Origin of the sequence: Thermococcus sp. MAR1 (assembly GCF_012027305.1) — an archaeon.
Lineage (GTDB): Archaea > Methanobacteriota_B > Thermococci > Thermococcales > Thermococcaceae > Thermococcus.
Map to the genome: position 1 here is coordinate 111,129 of NZ_SNUF01000001.1, position 20,319 is coordinate 131,447.

The following is a 20,319-nucleotide window of genomic DNA, read 5'->3' on the forward strand; positions in this document are numbered from 1 at the left end:
TCCCGCGCGAATTGGCTATCATGAGGCACTACGAGATAGTCAGGATAAAGAGGGACGGGGCTGTTGAGATTCCGATGGAGTACGCCTACGAGCTGGGCCTTCTTGAGGGGGCCTACTTCCTCATTGAGGTGGACACGGACCTCAACGAAATCCATATGGAGAGGATAGCTCTCCCCGGGAAGAGGCTGGCGGAGGTTGAGCTTGTCGTTGAGGACAGGCCCGGTGTGCTGGCGAAGATAAGCGGCCTCTTCGGCAGGCACGGGGTGAACATACTCTTCAGCGAGTCAGAGGAGCTCTCCGCCATAAGCCTCGCCGGTATCGTCGCTGTCGTGGACATCAGTGGAGTGGAAAACCTTGAGGAGCTGAGAAAGGAGCTGGAGGCCCTGGCCGAGGTGAGGGAGGTTGTCCTAAAGCCCCTGGATTAGTGCTAATAGCAGAATGAAAGCGACCAGCACGGCCGTCAGGCGGTTCACCTCCTTTCCTACCTCGCCCCCTTCCGAGGGGAGGCTCTTCTCGAAGAATCCCGTCCTCCCGAGGAGCTGGTAGATGAGAAGGGCCAAAGGGAGGTAGATGACGTCCTTTGGGTCTAAGCCGAGGCCCAGGTAAATGCCCCCGGCGAGCGCGGTCAGGGCCAGCCCGAGAACCGGAAGCTTCCACGATGCCGGAACCTTCCCGCTTCCACCCTTAGCCAGGTGGGAGTTGAGCTTGGTGAAGGAGACCAATGTCCCTACGCTTCCCAGCGGTACCGCCAGCTTCCAGGGCCAGGTAAGGCCAGAGTAGATGAGCCCCTTTCCGTAGGCGCCGATGAGAGGGGAGACTCCGCCTATTGCTAGGCTGAGAACGATGACCGAGGCCGCCATCACAGCGTCCCCCCTGTATCCGAAGGTGCCGAGCTTTCTACCCTTACCCATGGAGCCGATGCTCAGGAAAAGGCCGCCCTTGAAAATCGAGTGTGCCATCGCGTAGTATGCAGCTCCGAGGAAGTTGAGGCTCGCTATTCCAAGGAGCACGTAGCCCATCTGGGAGACGGTGTGGTAGGCCAGCAGTCTCTTGGCGTCCCTCTGTAGAAGGGCCATCACTATGCCGAAGAAGATTGACGCCACCGCGACAACGAGCAGGGCAAACCTAAGGGTTTCTCCGGTGGGTAGTGTAGAGAGGAGCAGAATCATTCCATAGGCAGGTGCCTTGACCACGGCACCGCTCAGGACCGCGCTCACGGGAGTTTGTGCCTTTGAGTGCGCGTCGGGAAGCCAGCCGTGGAGGGGGAAGATTCCCGCCTTGAGAATAAGCGCCGAGAGGGCTATGCCGAGAGCCACTTGGAGCTCCCTGCTACCCCTGGCATTTTCGGCTATTAGCCCGACGTTCAGGTAGCCGGTTTCCATGTAGATAATCCCGACCGCGAAGACGAAGAGGTATGAAGCGAGGAGCGAGAGCATTAGGTACTTGAAGGCCGCCCTTTTGGCCCCTTTCTCCCCTGAGAACGCAACCAGTGCAAAGGCCGAAACCGAGGCTATCTCCATATAAATGTAAAAGTTGAAAAAGTCCCTCGCCAAAAATGCTCCCAGTAAGCCGGCGTGCATCAGGAGGAACAGGACGAGGGCCTTGGCCGTCTTTTTGTCCCTGAAATCGAAGTACGAGAGGGAATAGAGGGCAACGAGCGTGAAGAGTATGAGTTCGCCCACGATGAACGGGGCGTTTATTTCACCGATTCCAACCTCTATTCCCGCTGTTTTATTCCATCCGCCAACTATCTCGGACTTTCCAATCTCTGTCAGGAAAATCCCCGCCGGGAGAACCGCTCCAAGGATGAAAGAGGCCTTTATCAAGACCTTCCTCGCCCGCAGGGTGTCCAGGATGACGATTATGAACCCAAACAGGAGCGGAAAGGCCACCATCAGCGGGATCATGGGCCCTCCCCCCGCATGCGGATTATTATCGCCAGCGCGAGCGACGTTATGGCGACGTCGACGACGAGCGTCGTCAGCATCAGCGTCGCCGGGAGCGGGTCGACAGGATCCGTCGGCATTATCGGGACGTCCCTTCCCGGGGAGTATGCCAGGCCGATGAAGAAGAGCACTAGGCCAAGGGAGACCACGTTTATGGAGAGCACCAGCTTTATAGGCTCCCTCTTCGCCATCAGGCCGTATATCCCTACCAGCATTATGATAACTCCCGCCTGCTCCGGGCTAATCACTTTCGACCCACCTCAGCAGTATGTAGAAGACGAAGGTGAAGGCGGCACCGACCTCAAGGCCCACTATGACGTTGAAGGGGGGTATTATGCCGCCCTCCGTCGGCAGGAAATTAGCGTAAAAGCCCCCGAAGGCCACCCCGGCGATTCCAAGGAGCACGAGCATCGCTCCCGCGGAGCTCTCTATCAGGCTCGCCCAGTTGAACTTGAACCTCTTCCTGACCTTCTTGTAGCCGTGGGCGGTTATGAGGAGTATCACAGCCACCGCGAGAATCACCCCGCCCTGAAAGCCGCCCCCCGGGCTCAGATGGCCGTAGAGCATGAGATAAGCGGCGTATGTTACAAGGAACGGGCTTATCATCTTGGTGGTGCTCCTCACGACAACGCTCATCTTCATTTCTTCTTCCCCCCGAGGAGCAGGTAAAAGCCTATGACCGCGGTAAAGAGAAGGCTCGCCTCGCCAAGGCTGTCGTAGGCCCTCCAGCCAGCTAAGATGGCCGAGACAAGGTTGGGTATCCCGATCTCCCCCCAGTTGGCGACGTAGTATGCGTAGCTTCCGCCGTAGGAGGGAGAGTAGCCCAGGCCAAGCAGGAACGCCCCCAGGGCCAGGGTCAGGGGCAGAGCTATAGTCCTCACCGCGTCACCTCCTCTATCGTGAAGAGGAAGACGCCTATAACCACCGCACCGACGACTATCGCCGAGAGTGCTACATCCGGTGCCTTAAGCTCGAAGAGTGCCAAGACGAACAGCAGGCTGAGGAGAGAGTATTTAACGACCGCACTAACCAGGTTCTTCTCTTCAACGACTGCTATGGCCAGCAGTATCATCGCTATGAAGACCACGTCAAGGATTGTCCCAAGCATACATATCCACCACTACCTTAGGCTTCACACCGTATCTATAGGCCCCCCTCGCGATGGCATGGCTCACCATGGGGTTTATCATGGCGATGAGAAAGGCCAGTACCAAGAACTTGGCCCTGACCACTGCGGGGGCGTCCATTATCAGGATTAGAGCCAGGATTATGCTCATCGCTCCCCCTGTGTCACACTTAGTGGCCGCGTGGAGGCGAGTGTAAACGTCGGGGAAGCGGAGTATCCCCAGAGCCCCGAAGACCATGACGGCCTCTCCGAAGAGCATAAGGATTATCTCAATCATGTGAAGCCCTCCTCTCCATGTATTTCGCCAAGATAAGCCCGCCGACGGCGTTCACCATCAGCAGGACTATCGCGAGGTCTATCAGGTAGTACTCTTCTCTCATGACTGAAACGACAGCTATTATGACGACCACCTTCGTCGTTATCGTGTTCAGACCCACTATCCTGTCGGGCAGAGTCGGTCCCCTAACCACGCGGTAGGCTATCAGCATCGCCGTGAAGACGAGGACGTAGAAAGCGCTCACCAGAAGACCTTCTTGAGCCATTCCTCGATGTCCCCCTTTATCTTTTCTCCGGCCTTCTCGCGGTTGAGTGTCTCCAAATCTATCCAGTGGACGTAGAGGTAGGTCTCCCCGAGCTTTTTGTTTACGTCGAGCGTCAAAGTTCCGGGGGTCAGGGTAATTGAGTTGGCGAGTATCGTCACGCCCGTGTCCGAGTGGAGGTCGGTCTTTATCTTGACTATTCCGGGGTTGATATCCATGAAAATCACGTTCTTTGCCACCTTCAGATTGCTCTCCAACAGGCGAAAGGCCATTATCACGAGGTACTGCGGAAGGTATATGAATGCGAAGTAGAGGAGTTTCTCGACTATGTGGCCGCTCTTCCTTATGTCCTCGGTTAGGAGGTCGCGCATGAAGGCCGCTATTATCAGGGTAACGGCCGCACCCACGATCAAATCCCTCACTCTGAAGCTTCCCGATATGACCACCCAGAAGGCCATAAGGGCCACCCACGTTATGATAACCCTCTCCCATGGGGGGAGCTTCGAGGCCTCGAATTCCTCGTGGAGGACCCTCTCCCTGAGGCTCTCAAGCCTTTCCTTCAGGTAGAAGGGAACGCGGCTCATGTGGTAATTTAGGGCGAGGAGGGTTATAACGATTTTGCAGACGCAATGATATTGCCCGAAATTGTGAAATCCGTTCGGATAATGCCTGAAAAATCGGAGGTTTTTGCGTTGCTCTCTCGGGGCCCCATCGTGGAGGGTTCGTTATGGAAAGGTTTAAATCTCCGGCGGTTCTAGAGGAAAACGGTGATGCTCATGATTGAGGTTGGGGAATACAAGGTCAAGGAAGGTCTTTACTACACAAAGGACCACGAGTGGGTTCAGGTTCTTGATGATGGGACTGTTCTCGTCGGAATAAGCGACTACGCCCAGAAGGAGCTCGGCGACCTTGCCTACGTCGAGCTTCCTGAGGTCGGTAAAGAGGTCAGCAAGGGCGACGTTCTCTGCGAGCTGGAGAGCGTCAAGGCAGTCTCAGAAGTCTACGCTCCGGTGAGTGGCGAGGTCGTTGAGGTCAACGGGGAGCTTGAAGATTCTCCTGAGCTCATCAACGAGGATCCCTACGAGAACTGGATCGCCAAGCTCAAGCCGAGCAACCTCGATGAGGAGCTCAAGGAGCTCATGGACGCCAAAGCCTACGCCGAGTACTTGGAGAGCCTCTGAGCGTCTCCTCTCGCTTTTCCCTCTTATAATGGCAATTTTGGAAGAATAGGGGTTGAGCTCAGTTCTTGACCGTCATCATTTTTCCGCGCGGAGCGCGGTCTCAGATACCCTAGAGGTCTTCATCGCCCGCTTTTTCCTCTCATCAAAGGATGTTAAAAGCCTAGCGGCTCGGCCAGTATGCCCTTCATCATATTATCCCTCAGCCACTCTAGGGCTCGTCATCGCCTTAGAACTACTCCTCTTGGAACTTTGATAAATGTGCCGCAACTACTGGGGCAGAAGTTAACTACTGGGGTGGTAGTTGAAAAAAGAAGAGAGGCTCACGCGTTCTTGCTTTCCCTCTTCTTCGTGAGGTACTCGTGGATGGCCTTAGCCGCCAGCCTTCCGTCGCCCATGGCGAGGATAACCGTTGCCTCGCCCCTTATCGCGTCTCCACCGGCGAAGACGCCGGGGATGCTGGTCATCAGGTTCTCGTCAACGACTATCCTTCCGCGCTCAACCTTGAGACCGGGTGTGTTGACTATGAGCCTGTTCGGGTGTTTCCCGATGGCTATAATAACAGTGTCGGCCTCTATCGTCACGTACTCGCCGGTTCCGACGATCTTTCTCTTGCCCCTGCTGTCCCTCTCGTCCAGGGCCTTCATCTTCTCAAACTTGACGGCCTTCAGGTTGCCCTTGCCGTCCCCGATGAACTCGACAGGGTTGACGAAGAACTCGAACTTTATGCCCTCCTCTTTGGCGTGTTCGACCTCCTCCACCCTGGCGCTGACGTCCTCCGGACCGCGGCGGTAGGCGATAATGACCTCTGCACCGAAGCGCCTTGCGCTCCTGGCTGCGTCCATGGCCGTGTTTCCGGCTCCGATGACAACAACGCGCTTTCCGACCTTGACGGGGGTGTCGTATTCGGGGAACAGGTAGGCTTTCATTAGATTGACTCTCGTCAGGAACTCGTTGGCCGTGTAGATTCCGTTGAGGTTTATGCCGGGCGCGTTGATGAGCCTCGGTGTTCCTGCTCCTGAGCCGATGAAGACTGCGTCGTACTCCTCCAAGAGTTCTTCAATGGTGACGGTCCTTCCAACTATGTGGTCGGTGAGTATCTTGACTCCGAGCTTCTTGAGCTTGTCAATCTCGCTCTCGACGATGCTCTTGGGCAGCCTGAACTCTGGGATGCCGTACATGAGCACTCCACCGGCCTCGTGGAGGGCCTCGTAGATGGTAACGTCGTAGCCGAGCTTGGCGAGCTCGCCGGCGGCGGTGAGTCCGGCCGGGCCGGCACCGATGATGGCAACCTTCTGCCCCTTCTTCTCTATCTTTGGCACCATCTCAAAGAGGAGCTCCTCGTCTATGCCCTTCTCGCGGGCGTAGTCGGCAACGAAGCGCTCAAGCTTGCCGATGTTTATCTTGTCACCGACCTTGCCCATGACACAGTTCATCTCACACTGGTCCTCCTGCGGGCAGACCCTTCCCGTGGTGGCCGGGAGAGAGTTGCATGCCCATATGACGCTGAGGGCCTCTTTGACGGCCTTGTCCGGATCGTCGCGGTACTGGACGAGTTTGCTTATGAAGCCTGGAATGTCGATGTGAACCGGACATCCCTTGATACAGGGCGCGTAGTTGTAGGGGCACTGAAGGCAGCGCTCGGCCTCCTTAACGGCAAGCTCGAAGGTGTAACCAAGGTTAACCTCTACGAAGCTCTTTATCCTCTCCTCCGCCGGCCTCTCCGGCGTCGGAACGCGCTCCTTGATGATCTTCCTCTTGACGGCCATTTCATTCACCCCCCTGAGCGGCCTGCTGCATGAGTCTCATGTACTCCTGCATGGCCCTCTGCTCCATATCTGTGTAATAGCCGCTCCTAGCTATGAGCTCGTCCCAGTGAACCTTGTAGGCATCGAACTCTGGTCCGTCTATGCAGGCGAACTTAACCTCGCCGCCGACGGTGACACGGCAGGCACCGCACATGCCGGTTCCGTCCACCATTATGGGGTGGAGGTCAGCCTTCATTGGAACTCCAAACTCTTTGACGACCTCGAAAACGGCCTTCTGGTCCCCCGTGGGCCCGACCATGAAGACGAGATCCCACTCCTCCTTTTCGAGAAGCTCGCGCACCTTCTCCGTGAGCCTCTTTGTCACGTTCTTCATATTCTCGGGGAAGCTCTTGGTCATGTCTATCGGGACGGTCTCAAGGAGGTGCCTGCCAACAGCCCTCTCAAGCTCGTCTTTGAGGACCACCATTGGCTCGAAGGTCACGTGGAGTGTGGTTACCTTGTTACCAAGCTCCTGCCAGGCCTTTGCTATCGGGTAGACCTCAACTATTCCCGTGTAGGCACCGATTGCAAGTATCTTTCCGAACTTCTCCATCTCCGCGGGGTTCCCAAGAGGTCCGGCTATGTTGAGTATCTCGCCGCCCTCCTTCAGCTCCGCGGCCATCCTCGCAGTTGTTTTGCCTCTCGTGAAGACGATGAGAACTATCCAGCCCTCCTCGGGGTCCCACATGACTGGCGTGAGCGGGATCCTTTCGCCGTTCTTAAAAGCCCTGACGATGACGAACTGCCCGGGCTTAACCTTCTTGGCAACGTGCGGAGCATGAATCTTGTACCAGGTGTTTCTCATGGCAATCTCTTTTTTCTCAAGGATTTTATACACGATGAACACCTCCGTGCAGGTGGTCAAATTTGGACATCTAAAGGTTTGCAACCAAAAGTGTTTATAAAGATGTTGCTAACCTTTGGTTTAGCTGGGCGAATAGATTTCGGAATAAGCCCTTCCCCACGAGAAATTTTCAAAAAAGGACCATACATTCAGGAGTACAAGAATCAGAGCTTCCTGATAAACGTTATGTAGCCGGTGTGCGCCAGCATGGTCGTCTTTGGTCTCATACACTCCTTCTTGACCTCGTGCTCCCTGACGAGAACCTCAACGACCCTCGGTTTGTAGAAGTGCTCCCTGTACTCCTGAAACGCCTGGAAGAACCTGTGAACTTGGTTCATGCACGGCGTGTAGGCGACGAAGTAGCCACCCGGTTTCAGAACCTCGACCGCGTGGGGGAGAACGTTCTCCGGCTGGGGCAGGTCGAGAACTATGTGGTCCGCGCTTTCCTCGTCTATGCCGTCGTAGATGTTCTTGAGCTTTATCGTGACCCTGTCGGCGAAGCCAGCCATCTCGACGTTCCTCTGGGCTATACTTGCAAAATCTTCCCTGAGCTCGTAGCTGATGACCCTGCCCTGGGGGCCAACTATGTTAGCCAGAAATATTGTGAGGGCCCCGCTTCCAACGCCGGCCTCTATCACGGTGTTCCCCGGGGAAATACCCGCGTAGGCGATTATTATACCGGCGTCCTTGGGATGGACGATTTGAGGGCCGCGACGCATCTTCGCTATGATGTCGTTGACGTCCGGCTTCAGTATCCTGAACTCCTCGCCCTTGTGGCTGATGACGCTCTCCCCGTAGTCCTTCTCCACCAGCTCACCGAGGTTGATTATACCCAGGTCGGTGTGGAACTCGCCCTTCGAGACCGTCACAAGGTACCTCTTTCCCCTCCTGTCGACCAGAAGAACCCTATCCCCTTCCCGAATCAAAAATCTCACCGCCCTTCTTCACGATAAGCTCATCGTTGGATACGTGGAATACTATCGAGGCCATCTCCTCCAGCATTGCCAGATGGGCCTTGCTGAGCACATCAACGTTGAGGAAGTGTATCCCGACCCAGTCTTCCATAGGTATCGTACTTATCCCGGTTATTAGGGCTTTCATGGCCTCGTCCCCGCCGAAGTGGACGTAGTGGGAGAGCCCGAAGGTCACGAAGTACTCGGGCTTTTTCGGCGAGTGGGTCATCCTGTTAACGACCGTGTGGTAGTTTTTGAGGAAGCTGTGGGAGTCGTAGACGGGAACGACCTCCTCTATGACCTCTCCGTAACTGGCCGAGCCGGGTCCTATCTTGACGACCTTTATCTTCTTTATGAGTTCGATCACGTCGGAGTACTCTTTGCCGGAAATTCTGCGAATGTAGTTTCTGAACAGGAGATCACCGATACCGAAGAAATCTCCTATGACAACGTCCCCTCTCTCTATTAGAGCAGGTATGAGAAATCCCCATGAGAGCTCCTCAAGCGGATACGTCGGTCGATACTCTATGAGAACGGTATCGCCTCTCTCGGCCTTTCCGAAGAGGTACTTTTCGAGGACCGAGGTCTCCATAGGACTCACCAAAAGGGTTTTTAACGGCTCCTCTTTTAAACCTTGTTAGGTGGAAGGGATGAAACGGTTTGTAGTGTGGCCCAGCGAACTCGATGTCAGGTTAAGCAGGAGGTACGGCAGGGCCGTTGGAAAGGAATTCGCCGTTGACGGTCCAAAAATCGGGGAGATAGCGGACGCCGCAAGGGCACTGGGCATGAAGATCGTCGAGATGGACGAGTCAAAGCTCAATCCCCGTCTGGCGGGCCTGGACGAGGAGTACAGGCTCAGGGGGATGCTCCGCCTTGAGAGCAAACACTCCAAGGGGAAAAGCCTCAAAATGATAGGTCAGAAGATCAGGGAAATCAGGAAAATCCAGGCTAAAGCCAAGGGCAAGAAGAAGCACAAATCCAGGAAGAAAAAGAGGTGATCACTCCTCCTCTTCCATCTCCACGACTATGGCGGTAGTAGTGTCTATAACACCGTCGATGTTGTGTATGTCGTGGAGTATCTTTCTTGTGAGCTCACCGAGGTCCTTGGCCTCGATGTGAACTATCGCGTCGTAGGGTCCGGTGACGGCGTCCGCCCTCGTAACGCCGGGTATCTGCTTGAGGGCTTCTATAACACTTTCAACCTTCCCAATCTCTACAGTCAATAAAACATACGACCTAACCATTTTCCACCACCGCTGAAAGGCTTTACGCCTTTATTTAGCCTTCCATCTCATTTAAGCTTTTCGTAGTTTTTCGAGGAATCCCTGAGATGGCTTCACTCCATTTTCACTGGTCGGTAGCGTTCTGAGGTATTCATAATCCCTCACTGTGCTACCAATGGGTACATCGAAAGCTTTATTACGGAATCCGTTGTAGAAATCAACGCCCTTAATGTACAGGGGTGGTTATTAATGAAGGCAAAGGCTGCAATGGCCCTGCTGGTTGTCTTTTTAGTGGCTTTTTCTGTTGTTGCTAGCGGCTGCATTGGTGGAGGTAAGGGAGAGACCACTACCATCCCACAGAGCCCGACCACGACTTCTAGTGCTGGTGGACAGACCACCACTTCTCCAGCCGGAACTGGAACCTCAACAACACAGTCCCCCGCTCCCCCGGAGCTTAAGCCGGGAATAGCCGAGATGGACAACGTCTACGTCATAGTCACTGACAAAAGCGTTGTGATAGTCGGTCCGAAGGGCGCCAGCCCCACCGTGAACATCCCAAGTGGAAAGAAGGTCATAAGGGTTGAATACGAGGTTGACACTGCCAACACCCCGGACGTTAAGACTCTCATGGAACAGGGCCAGGGATTCGGTGCGATTGACCCGGCTTTCTTCCGCGACGAGCACGTGGATGCCCTCATCATTGCGGCAAGGCGCCAGACTGACCCAACCATAAGAACCGAGCTCTTCAAGGCCGTTTACATACTCGGAAATAAGCTGGTTCCCGAGGTTATCCTCGGTCAGAACAGGCAACTCCGCGTTTACTGGAACTGGGTCAAGGGACGCTACTACCACCCGACCCTTGCGGAGCGCTACGACCTCCTCAGCGAGGATCAGAACGCTCCCTCAGTCAAGATAGGTATCAAGGACTACAAGAACGATCCCGAGACCTACACCATCGCCACCTTCGGCTGGCCGGAGAGCTTTGACCCGGCGATGACCTACGAGACCTTTGGATGGGAGATATGGCACGAGATAGGTGATACCCTCGTTACCTACTGGAAGGAGAACACCGAGCAGGTCAGCCCCGATCTGGCCGTTGCCTGGGCCCACAACAAGGACGGTACTGAGTGGTACTTCCTAATCCGCGGTGGGGTAAAGGCCTACGACCCGTGGGACGACAAGACCTATCCGATCGACGCCACCGACGTGGCCTTCACGTTCCTCCGCGTTGAGAGGCTCGGCCACAGCGTCAGCTGGATGGTTGACGCCTTCATGGACGTCAACCACTCTTCAGCTCTCACCGAGGAGGAGTTCGACCAGTACCTCAAGGAGCACCCGCTCATAGCCGAGTTCAACGGCAAGAGCACAACCGTGAAGAGCCTCGACGAGCTCAAGCAGTTCTTCGGCTACAGCGGTGACACCGCGGGAGTCTTCAAGCTCGTCCTCCCGGCGCCATACGCCCCGGTCCTTGGAATACTCGCCGACCCGTTCCTCAGCGTCGTCCCAATGGAGTACCTTCTCGGTGACAAGTACCAGGAGGCCCTCCAGGCGAGCGACAACGGCCACGACCCGAGCGCCTGGTGGAACTACCTAAGCGAGGGCAAGAGTGACCCGACCCACCAGCTTATGCACAACAAGCCCGTCGGAACCGGACCATTCTACGTTGCGGACTACCAGAAGGACGCCTACATAGTCCTCGAGTACAACCCGCACTACTGGAACGCCACCGCCAACCCAGGCCACAGGAGGGTCATCTACATCATAAACAGCGACGCTATGGCGAGGATTAACATATTCAAGACCGGAACCGCGGACGTCGTTGCGATTCCGCCCGAGAAGATGGACACGGTTAAAGGCCTCGAGCTCAACGGATTCAAGTCAATCGTTCAGACGGACATCCTCCAGCCGATACTGACCTTCCTCGTCTTTAACACCCAGAGGGAACCCTTCAACGACCCGCTCGTCAGGGAGGCACTCGCCTACGCCGTTCCGTACGACCAGATATCCAAGATCGTGTACCAGGGACTGCTCGAAAGGAACTACGGTCCGATACCGAAGCCGTGGCCCGGCTACACCGAGGAGGGCATAACCCAGTACAAGTACAACCTCGCCAAGGCCCAGCAGCTTCTCCAGCAGGCCGGTGTTGACCCGTCCAAGTACAAGATCGAGCTCATCTACAACGAGGGCAACAGTGCCCGTGAGAAGATAATGACCCTCCTCCAGAACGTCTGGAGCCAGCTCGGCTTCCAGGTCACCGTCAACAGCTACAACTGGCCGACCTACCTCGACAAGACCGAGCACGGCGAGTACGACGTCTACGTCGTTGGATGGGTCCCGGACTACCTTGACTCCGACAACTGGGTTGGCCCATTCCTCTACGGTGCCACCGAGTTCAAGAGCCTGGAGGTAACCGTGAGCTGATTTCGAGCTTTCTTTTTTCTTCCTTGATTTTTAGAGTTGTCCCACAGAGGCATTCCAAAGAGTGCAGGGGGGATCGAATTGGCGAACCTGAGGAAGTTCCTTATAAGGAGGCTCCTCACCTTCGTACCAACCCTCATTGGAGTCACGCTCATAGTGTTTTTGATAGCGTACGTTATCCCCGCGGATGTTGCAAGGGCCTGGGCTGGGGGCGAGAAGGCGAGCCAGGCTTACATGGAGCAGATACGGAAGGAGTACCACCTCGACGAGCCCTGGTACGACCAGTACTGGTTTTTGATCAGCGGGCTTGCACGGAACAGTATAGTTGATCCGAGGACGTCGAACTACGTCTTTGACGACATAAGCGAGAGGTTCCCCATAACGTTTGAGCTGGCGTTGATGGCGTTCTTCTTCATATTGATAATAGGCATCCCGCTCGGTATAATCTCTGCCCTAAAGCGCAACACTTGGGTGGATACTGTTATAAGGTTCTTTGCCCTCACGGGTGTCTCGATGCCGGTTTTCTGGCTGGGTTATCTTCTCATCTACGTGTTCTTTGTTGAGGTGCACTGGATAACGCTGGCCGGCTTTCCAGCTCCCCCTGAGCATCAAATAACCCACATCCCAATGATAGATGCCCTGCTGACGGGCGACTTCGACACACTCAGCCAGCACATTCACCGGCTCTGGCTGCCCGGATTCACGCTTGGATTCATGGGCGCTGGTGTTCTGGCCAGGTTTGTTAGGAACAGCTTCCTTGAGGCAATAGGGAGCGATTACGTGGGCTTCCTAAAGGCCAAGGGTGTTCCGAAGAGGGGCATCTACCGCCACGCCCTCAAGAACGCGATGGTTCCCATAGTTACCGTCCTCGGCCTCCAGTTCGGCGGCCTCCTTGGGGGAACCCCCATCACCGAGACCGTCTTTGGCCTGCCCGGAATGGGCTCGTACGTCATAGAGTCCATCAGAAACCTCGACTTCCCGGCAGTTGTTGCGATAACCATGGTCTTCGCCCTGATATTCCTCATAACGAACCTCGTCGTGGACATACTCTACGCGCTGATAGACCCGAGGGTGAGGTACTAGTGAGGTGGTAAAATGGGGAGAGAAGAATACAAGAAGAACGTCCTCGATAGGCTCTCCGATGCCTTAGTTGAAGCCCTTGGTTCATTCATCAGTCTCTTCAGAAGGGACTGGAAAAGGAAGAACCGCTCCAAGATGGAAGAGTGGAAGCTCATGCTCTACGCCCTAAACCGCTCGCCCCCGGGACTTATAGGCTTCGTACTGGTGTTGATGTTTGTGTTCCTCGGCCTCTTCGGCCCCAGCTTAGCGCCCTGGAGTTATCGCTTCTTCCCGAGCAACTACAACTTTGAGACATACCTCGCTCCCCCGGGTTCAACTTACACCATGAACGTCACCGAACTCCAGGGGGATAACATAATCCAGTACACCGCCACGATACACTACGTCCTCGGTGGGGACCACTACGGCAGGGATCTCGTCAGTCTCATCCTCTACGGCGCTAGGGTGTCTTTCGTAATATCCATAATCGTTATCGCCTTGGGCGTTCCTTTGGGCATCATCCTGGGTTTGATAGCGGGCTACTATGGTGGCAAGGTGGACGAGCTTGTGATGCGCATCACGGACGTTTTCCTCGCCTTCCCGCCGCTCATACTGGCCATAGCTTTCTCCGCCGTGCTCCCCCAGAGGCTTCAGAACTTCATCTCTGCCCATGAGACCGTTCAGAGCTTTGTGCTGTGGCTCTTCGCGCTCGAACCCCAGGACGCTGGCAACCTCGGAAAGCTCCTCGCGGTCATACTGGCGATGATAATCGTCTGGTGGCCGGCCTACGCAAGGATCACGCGCGGTTCAACTCTCACCGAGAGGGAGAACCTCTACGTTGAGGCGGCAAGGGCTATAGGTCTGAGCTCAAGAACGATAATGTTCAAGCATATACTTCCCAACATCATAGGCCCGATACTCGTCTACATCACCCTCGACTTTGGTGGTGTCATCTTGATGGAGGCTGGCCTGAGCTTTCTCGGTCTGGGTGCAACGCCGCCCATAGCGGACTGGGGAAGGATAGTCTACGACGGCTCCCAGTACTTCCCGGAGAAGTGGTGGCTGGTCACGTTCTCGGGTTTCATGATCATGCTCGTTGCCCTCGGCTGGAACCTCCTCGGGGACACGATGAGGGACATCCTCGACCCGAAGACGAGGAGGAGCATAGAGTTCAAGGTCAAGAAGAGCGAGGAGGGTGAGAACAATGCCTGAGCCAATCCTTGAGGTTCGAGACCTGACTGTTCACTTTTACACCTACGCTGGAATAGTCAAGGCCATCGAAAGGGTTTCCTTCGACGTTTACCGCGGTGAGACCTTTGCCCTCGTCGGGGAAACCGGTTGCGGAAAGAGCGTCACCTCGAGGGCATTAACCCAGCTCATCGAGAGTCCGGGAAGAATCGTCGAGGGGAGCGTGATATACCATCGTGAGGATGGCTCTTCCGTGGACCTGCTGAAGCTTTCTCAGGAGGAGATACGGGATATCCGAGGTAAAGAAATCGCCTATATCTTCCAAGACCCGCATGCCTCACTTGATCCCCTCTACACCGTTGGCTATCAGATAGCCGAGGCGATGGTCGTTCACAACACCGTGAAGGACTGGAAGGAGGGCTTCAGAAGGGCAGTAGACATACTCCGGCGCGTCCTAATCCCGGACCCGGAGAGCAGGGTGAAGAACTATCCTCACGAGTTGAGCGGAGGAATGAAGCAGCGTGTTGTTATAGGAACCGGAGTGTCCAACAACCCAAAGATACTCATAGCAGACGAGCCAACCACAGCTCTGGACGTTACGGTTCAGGCCCAGATCCTCGACCTCATGAACAAGCTCAAGGAGGAGTACAACACCACGGTCATACTCATCACCCACAACATGGGCGTTGTCGCAGAGATGGCCGACCGCGTTGCCGTTATGTACGCGGGTAAGATAGTTGAGATAGGCACCGTCGACCAGATATTCAAGAACCCGCTTCACCCATACACGCAGGGGCTCCTGCGCGCGGTTCCAAATCCGATGGCAAAGATAGAGCGCCTTGAGACGATACCCGGAACGGTTCCGAACCTGATAGAACCTCCCAGCGGCTGTCGCTTCCACCCCAGGTGTCCGAAGGCCATGGGAGTCTGCAAGGAGAGGGTTCCCGAGCTGAAGGAGATGGAACCCGGCCACTTCGTGGCCTGCCACCTGTACTGAGGTGATAGCATGAGCGAACCGATACTTGAGGTTAAGAACCTCAAAAAGTACTTCCCAATTAGGGGACTCTTCAGAACGGAGGGCTACGTCAAGGCCGTTGATGACATTAGCTTCACGATAAACAGGGGTGAAACCTTCGGCCTCGTCGGTGAGAGCGGATGCGGAAAAACGACCACTGGGAGGACGATCCTTCGCCTCATAGAGCCCACCAGCGGTCAAATCATCTTTCAGGGGAAGGACGTCACAAAGCTCAAGGGGGAGGAGATGAAGTGGTTCAGGCGGAAGGCCCAGATAATGTTCCAGGACCCCTACTCATCCCTGAACCCCAGGCAGACGGTCTTTGAAATAATCATGGAACCGGTCAAGTTCCACGGCATAGAGGTTGACGACCCGGAGGAGTTTGTGGTAAAACTTCTGGAGAGCGTCGGCCTCAACGAGATGCACCTCTACCGCTATCCGCATGAGTTCAGCGGCGGTCAGAGGCAGAGAATAGCCCTCGCCAGACTGCTGGCCCTCAGGCCGGAGTTCATAGTCCTCGACGAGCCCACATCGGCCCTCGACGTTTCGGTTCAGGCCAACATCCTCAACACGATGAAGGACCTCCAGAGACAGTTTGGCTTCACCTACCTGTTTATCAGCCACGATCTCGGTGTAGTTAAGTACATGAGCCACAGGATGGGCGTTATGTACCTCGGGAAGCTCGTTGAGGTCGGGCCCGCTGAGGAGATATTCGAGAACCCACTCCACCCATACACTAAGTTCCTGCTGTCTGCCATACCTGTTCCAGACCCTGAGCTTGCCAGGGAACTCAAAGCCAAGCGCATGAAGGTTGAGGGAGAGCCGCCCAGTCCGATAAACCCGCCCGCTGGATGTCGCTTCCACCCGAGGTGTCCCTTCGCGAAGGCAGGCCTATGCGACAAGAAGGAGCCGCCCCTCATAGAGGTCGAGAGCGGTCACTACGTTGCCTGCTGGCTCTACGGCAAGGCGTGATCTTGCTCTCCCTTCTTTTCAGTTCTTAACCACGGTAGCGCCATTCCCGCGTTGGAGTCTATCCTGAACAGCTCCCTGTACACCGGGTCGCTGGCATTTCCACCCTCCACATCGAATTCGAGAAAGGCATAGCCCAGCGGTTTTATCGTTATCCCGCTCAGCTCGAGCGGAGTTTTTGCCCCGAGGACCTTCCTCATTATCGCCAGGGCCAGCAGGGCTTCCCTGTTCTTCTTGGCCAGCTCCTCGTCCCTGTCCACGTGCCGCTGATGTCCTGTGGGTATCCCTATGATCCTCCATATGTTCCAGCGCCTCATGTGTCTGGCTCTTTCGTTGAACCTCTCACCGCTGAGGTCGTAGAGGGTCACGAAGAGCGAGGTGAGGTATTCCACAACTGATTTATCCTCTAGAAGTGCCCCCATTGGCTTTTCCTCTACCATTACAAGGTCTTCGGCTTTCCTTATCAGTGTCGCCCGTCTCTCCGGTTTCTCCACCCTCAGCGAGAAGTAAGCATCCACACCGTACTTCCCGGTCCTTGTCTCGAAGAGCACGTAGGGAACCCTCAGCCTCATTTCCCTCCCCCGCGGAGTAGGTGGGATAAGCATATAAAACCGTCGGTGGAATATTTCCGGAGCTGAGGGTCATGAGGATCGAGGAACTCCCGGTTGACGAACGCGTGAAGAGGGTCATTATCGAGAGGGGCATAGAGGAGCTTTATCCGCCGCAGGCTGAAGCTTTGAAGAGCGGCGTCCTAGAGGGAAAAAACCTCGTTCTGGCTATCCCCACCGCGAGCGGGAAGACCCTCGTGAGCGAGATAGTTATGGTGGACAAGCTCCTTCGCGAGGGAGGAAAGGCCGTATATCTTGTTCCGCTCAAGGCTCTGGCTGAAGAGAAGTACCGGGAGTTCAAAGTATGGGAAGCCCTCGGTCTTCGCGTCGCGGCCACCACCGGTGACTACGACTCGACCGACGAGTGGCTCGGGAGGTACGACATAATCATCGCCACCTCCGAGAAGTTTGACTCCCTTTTGAGGCACGGCTCGAACTGGATAAGGGACGTCAAGCTTGTCGTTGCCGACGAGGTTCACCTCATAGGCTCCTACGACCGTGGTGCAACCCTTGAGATGATACTCAGCCACATGCTTGGAAAGGCCCAGATTTTAGCTTTAAGCGCCACCGTTGGAAACGCCGAGGAGCTGGCAGAGTGGCTCAACGCAGAGCTCGTCGTGAGCGACTGGCGGCCTGTTGAACTGAGGAAGGGCGTCTTTCACCTAGGGGAGCTCATCTGGGAGGATGGCAAAATAGAGCGCTACCCCGAGAACTGGGAGAGTCTGGCAATTGACGCGGTGAAGAGAGGCAAGCAGGCACTCGTCTTTGTGAACACTCGCCGCTCGGCCGAGAAGGAGGCCGTCTCCCTATCTTCAAAGATAGCAAAACTCCTGACCAAGCCTGAGACAAGGCAGCTGAGTGAGCTGATTGCCTCCATCGAGGACAACCCTACAACGGAGAAGCTCAAAAAGGCCATCAGGGGCGGTGTGGCCTTTCACCACGCCGGCCTGAGCAGGGCGGAGAGGACGATGATAGAGGACGCCTTCAGGGAGGGCTTGATTAAGGTGATAACCGCCACTCCAACGCTGTGCATGCATCCAGAAACCCCGGTAATCACAAAAAACGGCGTTAAAAAAGTAAGCGAGCTTGGAGGGGGGGATGAAGTTCTAACCCACAGCGGTCATTTTAAGAAAGTTATAACACCTCTAAGAAGACCCCACCAGGGTAAAATGCTCGTAATCAAAGCGATGGGAACCGTTCCGGTGAGGGTAACGCCAGAACACATGGTCTGGGTTGTTAAGAGAATCCGTCATAAGTCACACTATTCAGACGGCAGGCAGGTGATATGGTGGGAGTTTGAGGGGCCGGAGTGGATGACCGCTCAGGAGCTCAAGGAGCTCGTTGAGAGCAACAGGGACGAGAAGGTATCTTACATGCTCCTCCAACCGATCCCGGAGCCAAAGATTACAGTGGATAGGATTCCTCTGCAGAAACCAGTTTATATCTCAAACCAGTTCGGAAAAACGGATAAATTGCACTCCTCGGTACAGAGAACACCCAAATTCCTTCCTCTAAACTTCGAAACTGCCAGACTAGTAGGTCTTTGGATTGCTGAAGGCTCAACATCCAAAACGGGAGCTATAAACTTTGCCATTGGTTCCCATGAAAACGAGATTACAGAATTCCTTGCACAAACCATCAAAAAGTATTTCCCATACGCTAACGTCGTTGTGAGAGATCATGAACGGAATAGAAGAGTCGTCCGCTTCTGCAACAGGAGATTTGCCGAGTGGCTCAGAGAAAATATTGGACACAGAGCACATGAGAAGAGAATTCCCGATGTTCTTCTCTTTAACGAGAACCGGGAAGTCAGGCTTGGCCTGGTTAGGGGTCTTATAGAAGGGGACGGCTATATACGAAGAGACAACAGCAGGAGGGCCAACTACATAAGTTACACCACAGTTTCGCCTACCTTGGCCTATGGGCTTCAGCTCCTCCTTGGCTCTCTCGGCTACGTTTCATCTGTTTCGAGGAGTATAAGAGAGCCAGGAATAGGAAAGAACCGGAAACCAATCTATGAAGTCAAAATCAGCGGACGCTCGTACTATGAACTACTCGAAGAACTTGGTCTTGAGATTCCACAAAAGGGCAATAGAACCTACAACGTGAACACGATCTGGAACGGCTATCTTCTCTTCAAAGTTCGCTCCGTTGAGGAGGAATTCTACGATGGTGACGTCTATAATCTTGAGGTTGAAGACGACGAGAGTTACAGCGTTGGCTTCATAGTCCACAACTCGGCTGGTGTGAATTTACCCTCGTTCAGAGTAATAATCCGCGACACCAAGCGCTACGCCGGCTTCGGCTGGACTGACATCCCCGTCCTCGAAATCCAGCAGATGATGGGTCGCGCCGGAAGGCCGAAGTACGACAGGGTTGGCGAGGCCATCATCGTGGCGAGAACCGAAGACCCAAAGAGGCTGATGGAGAGGTACATCCACGGTAAGCCGGAAAAGCTGTTCTCGATGCTCGCCAACGAGCAGGCCTTCAGGAGTCAGGTTCTGGCTTTGATAACGAACTTCGGCGTTTCAAACTTCAGGGAGCTGATAAGCTTCCTTGAGAAGACCTTCTACTTCCACCAGAGGAAGGACACGAGCTCGATAGAGTACAAGGCGAAGGACATAGTCTACTTCCTTATCGAAAACGAGTTCGTGGACATGGACATGAACGACCGCTTCATAGCCCTTCCCTTCGGAAAGCGCACGTCTCAGCTCTACATCGACCCTCTGACGGCGAAGAAGTTCAAGGACGCCTTTCCGAAGCTTGAAAGAAACCCCAACCCCTTCGGAATCTTCCAGCTGATAGCCTCGACGCCAGACATGGCAACGTTGAACGCCCGGAGGAGGGAAATGGAGGACTACCTTGATTTGGCCTACGAGTTCGAGGATATGCTTTACATCAACATCCCATACTACGAGGACTACCGGTTCCAGACCTTCTTGGGCGAAGTAAAGACCGCGAAAATCCTCCTTGACTGGATAAACGAGGTTCCTGAGGTGAGGATATACGAGACCTACAGCATTGACCCCGGCGACTTATACCGGATTCTGGAGCTCGCGGACTGGCTGATGTACTCGCTCATTGAACTCTACAAGCTCTTTGAGCCTGAGAAAGATGTGCTGAGCTACCTGAGAGACCTGCACCTCAGGCTGAGGCATGGCGTGAGGGAAGAACTCCTCGAACTGGTTCGGCTGCCCAACATAGGGAGAAAGAGAGCCCGGGCATTGTACAACGCAGGCTTCAGGACTCAGGAGGATATAGTGCGCGCAAAGGTAAGGGACCTCCTGGAGGTTGAGGGCATTGGAATGAAGGTGGTTGAGGGACTGTTCAGGCACTTTGGAGTGGAGATGCCCAAAGGGGCTAAGAATGGCTCTAAGAAGTCACAAAAAGCCCGGAAGGGAACCCTCGATGACTTTCTCAAGTAAGGGTCAAACTTTTAAATCCA

At 54.9% G+C, this 20,319-nt stretch carries 22 protein-coding genes and 1 pseudogene; 9 read left to right on the forward strand and 14 right to left on the reverse strand.

Features of this window, described 5'->3' with window-relative positions; all coding sequences use genetic code 11:
- Positions 1-20 precede the first annotated feature (20 nt).
- The gene (locus E3E25_RS00605) at positions 21-425 is read left to right on the forward strand and encodes an ACT domain-containing protein (protein ID WP_167891423.1); all 405 of its coding nucleotides are present in this window, start codon (positions 21-23) and stop codon (positions 423-425) included.
- On the opposite strand, the gene E3E25_RS00610 is transcribed toward E3E25_RS00605, so the two are convergent.
- The 8 genes from E3E25_RS00610 to E3E25_RS00645 are packed head-to-tail and all read right to left on the reverse strand — an operon-like array spanning position 408 to position 4,195.
- The gene (locus E3E25_RS00610) at positions 408-1,907 is read right to left on the reverse strand and encodes a proton-conducting transporter membrane subunit (RefSeq protein ID WP_167891424.1); all 1,500 of its coding nucleotides are present in this window, start codon (positions 1,905-1,907) and stop codon (positions 408-410) included. The genes E3E25_RS00605 and E3E25_RS00610 overlap by 18 nt on opposite strands.
- Positions 1,904-2,194 (reverse strand): cation:proton antiporter subunit C, encoded by a 291-nt coding sequence (locus tag E3E25_RS00615; protein WP_167891425.1) that lies wholly within the window; start codon positions 2,192-2,194, stop codon positions 1,904-1,906. The genes E3E25_RS00610 and E3E25_RS00615 overlap by 4 nt, the downstream gene beginning before the upstream one ends.
- On the reverse strand, positions 2,187-2,588 hold the full coding sequence (locus tag E3E25_RS00620) for a Na(+)/H(+) antiporter subunit B (RefSeq protein WP_055430176.1): 402 nt from the start codon (positions 2,586-2,588) through the stop codon (positions 2,187-2,189). The genes E3E25_RS00615 and E3E25_RS00620 overlap by 8 nt, the downstream gene beginning before the upstream one ends.
- Positions 2,585-2,827, reverse strand: a complete 243-nt coding sequence (locus E3E25_RS00625; RefSeq protein WP_167891426.1) for a hypothetical protein — start codon at positions 2,825-2,827, stop codon at positions 2,585-2,587. Before E3E25_RS00625 ends, E3E25_RS00620 begins: the two co-directional genes overlap by 4 nt.
- On the reverse strand, positions 2,824-3,054 hold the full coding sequence (locus E3E25_RS00630; RefSeq protein WP_055430174.1) for a hydrogenase subunit MbhD domain-containing protein: 231 nt from the start codon (positions 3,052-3,054) through the stop codon (positions 2,824-2,826). Before E3E25_RS00630 ends, E3E25_RS00625 begins: the two co-directional genes overlap by 4 nt.
- Entirely contained in the window at positions 3,035-3,349 is a 315-nt protein-coding gene (gene mnhG / locus E3E25_RS00635; protein WP_167891427.1) for a monovalent cation/H(+) antiporter subunit G, read from the reverse strand. The genes E3E25_RS00630 and mnhG overlap by 20 nt, the downstream gene beginning before the upstream one ends.
- Complete coding sequence (locus E3E25_RS00640) at positions 3,342-3,614, reverse strand: monovalent cation/H+ antiporter complex subunit F (protein ID WP_167891428.1); 273 nt, start codon at positions 3,612-3,614, stop codon at positions 3,342-3,344. The genes mnhG and E3E25_RS00640 overlap by 8 nt, the downstream gene beginning before the upstream one ends.
- On the reverse strand, positions 3,590-4,195 hold the full coding sequence (locus E3E25_RS00645; RefSeq protein WP_167891429.1) for a monovalent cation/H+ antiporter subunit E: 606 nt from the start codon (positions 4,193-4,195) through the stop codon (positions 3,590-3,592). The genes E3E25_RS00640 and E3E25_RS00645 overlap by 25 nt, the downstream gene beginning before the upstream one ends.
- Positions 4,196-4,387: 192 nt before the next feature.
- Between E3E25_RS00645 and gcvH the strand changes: the two genes are divergently transcribed.
- On the forward strand, positions 4,388-4,792 hold the full coding sequence (gene gcvH / locus E3E25_RS00650; protein ID WP_167892550.1) for a glycine cleavage system protein GcvH: 405 nt from the start codon (positions 4,388-4,390) through the stop codon (positions 4,790-4,792).
- Positions 4,793-5,112: 320 nt separating this feature from the next.
- Here the strand turns inward: gcvH and gltA are convergent, their stop codons facing one another.
- From gltA to E3E25_RS00670, 4 genes are all read right to left on the reverse strand, one after another.
- Complete coding sequence (gene gltA, locus E3E25_RS00655) at positions 5,113-6,558, reverse strand: NADPH-dependent glutamate synthase (RefSeq protein WP_167891430.1); 1,446 nt, start codon at positions 6,556-6,558, stop codon at positions 5,113-5,115.
- Between the two features lies 1 nt (position 6,559).
- A complete protein-coding gene (locus E3E25_RS00660) occupies positions 6,560-7,435 on the reverse strand; it encodes a sulfide/dihydroorotate dehydrogenase-like FAD/NAD-binding protein (RefSeq protein WP_167891431.1) in 876 nt (291 codons plus the stop codon).
- 170 nt (positions 7,436-7,605) lie between these two features.
- Positions 7,606-8,367, reverse strand: coding sequence for a tRNA (adenine-N1)-methyltransferase (locus tag E3E25_RS00665; protein WP_167891432.1), 762 nt, complete (start codon positions 8,365-8,367; stop codon positions 7,606-7,608).
- Complete coding sequence (locus tag E3E25_RS00670) at positions 8,348-8,986, reverse strand: DUF257 family protein (RefSeq protein ID WP_167892551.1); 639 nt, start codon at positions 8,984-8,986, stop codon at positions 8,348-8,350. The genes E3E25_RS00665 and E3E25_RS00670 overlap by 20 nt, the downstream gene beginning before the upstream one ends.
- A gap of 58 nt (positions 8,987-9,044) precedes the next feature.
- On the opposite strand from E3E25_RS00670, the gene E3E25_RS00675 reads away from it, so the two are divergent.
- Positions 9,045-9,392, forward strand: a complete 348-nt coding sequence (locus tag E3E25_RS00675; RefSeq protein WP_167892552.1) for a signal recognition particle protein Srp19 — start codon at positions 9,045-9,047, stop codon at positions 9,390-9,392.
- On the opposite strand, the gene E3E25_RS00680 is transcribed toward E3E25_RS00675, so the two are convergent.
- Positions 9,393-9,638 carry an Lrp/AsnC family transcriptional regulator gene (locus tag E3E25_RS00680; protein WP_088865137.1) on the reverse strand — a complete coding sequence of 82 codons (246 nt, stop codon included), beginning with the start codon at positions 9,636-9,638 and terminating at the stop codon, positions 9,393-9,395.
- Positions 9,639-9,866: 228 nt separating this feature from the next.
- On the opposite strand from E3E25_RS00680, the gene E3E25_RS00685 reads away from it, so the two are divergent.
- The 5 genes from E3E25_RS00685 to E3E25_RS00705 all read left to right on the forward strand — a co-directional run bounded on the left by E3E25_RS00685 (position 9,867) and on the right by E3E25_RS00705 (position 16,269).
- A complete protein-coding gene (locus E3E25_RS00685; RefSeq protein ID WP_167891433.1) occupies positions 9,867-12,038 on the forward strand; it encodes an ABC transporter substrate-binding protein in 2,172 nt (723 codons plus the stop codon).
- A 78-nt stretch (positions 12,039-12,116) separates the two neighbouring features.
- A complete protein-coding gene (locus E3E25_RS00690) occupies positions 12,117-13,118 on the forward strand; it encodes an ABC transporter permease (protein ID WP_167891434.1) in 1,002 nt (333 codons plus the stop codon).
- A 12-nt stretch (positions 13,119-13,130) separates the two neighbouring features.
- The gene (locus E3E25_RS00695; protein WP_167891435.1) at positions 13,131-14,306 is read left to right on the forward strand and encodes an ABC transporter permease; all 1,176 of its coding nucleotides are present in this window, start codon (positions 13,131-13,133) and stop codon (positions 14,304-14,306) included.
- Positions 14,299-15,279, forward strand: a complete 981-nt coding sequence (locus E3E25_RS00700; RefSeq protein WP_167891436.1) for an ABC transporter ATP-binding protein — start codon at positions 14,299-14,301, stop codon at positions 15,277-15,279. Before E3E25_RS00695 ends, E3E25_RS00700 begins: the two co-directional genes overlap by 8 nt.
- Positions 15,280-15,288: 9 nt before the next feature.
- Entirely contained in the window at positions 15,289-16,269 is a 981-nt protein-coding gene (locus E3E25_RS00705; RefSeq protein WP_167891437.1) for an ABC transporter ATP-binding protein, read from the forward strand.
- Here E3E25_RS00705 and E3E25_RS00710 read toward each other — a convergent pair.
- Positions 16,254-16,838 (reverse strand): hypothetical protein, encoded by a 585-nt coding sequence (locus E3E25_RS00710; RefSeq protein ID WP_167891438.1) that lies wholly within the window; start codon positions 16,836-16,838, stop codon positions 16,254-16,256. The two genes, E3E25_RS00705 and E3E25_RS00710, sit on opposite strands and share 16 nt — an antisense overlap.
- A 71-nt stretch (positions 16,839-16,909) precedes the next feature.
- Between E3E25_RS00710 and E3E25_RS00715 the strand changes: the two are divergent.
- A pseudogene (locus E3E25_RS00715) lies at positions 16,910-20,189 on the forward strand (DEAD/DEAH box helicase); the annotation flags it as partial.
- Positions 20,190-20,319: the final 130 nt, after the last annotated feature.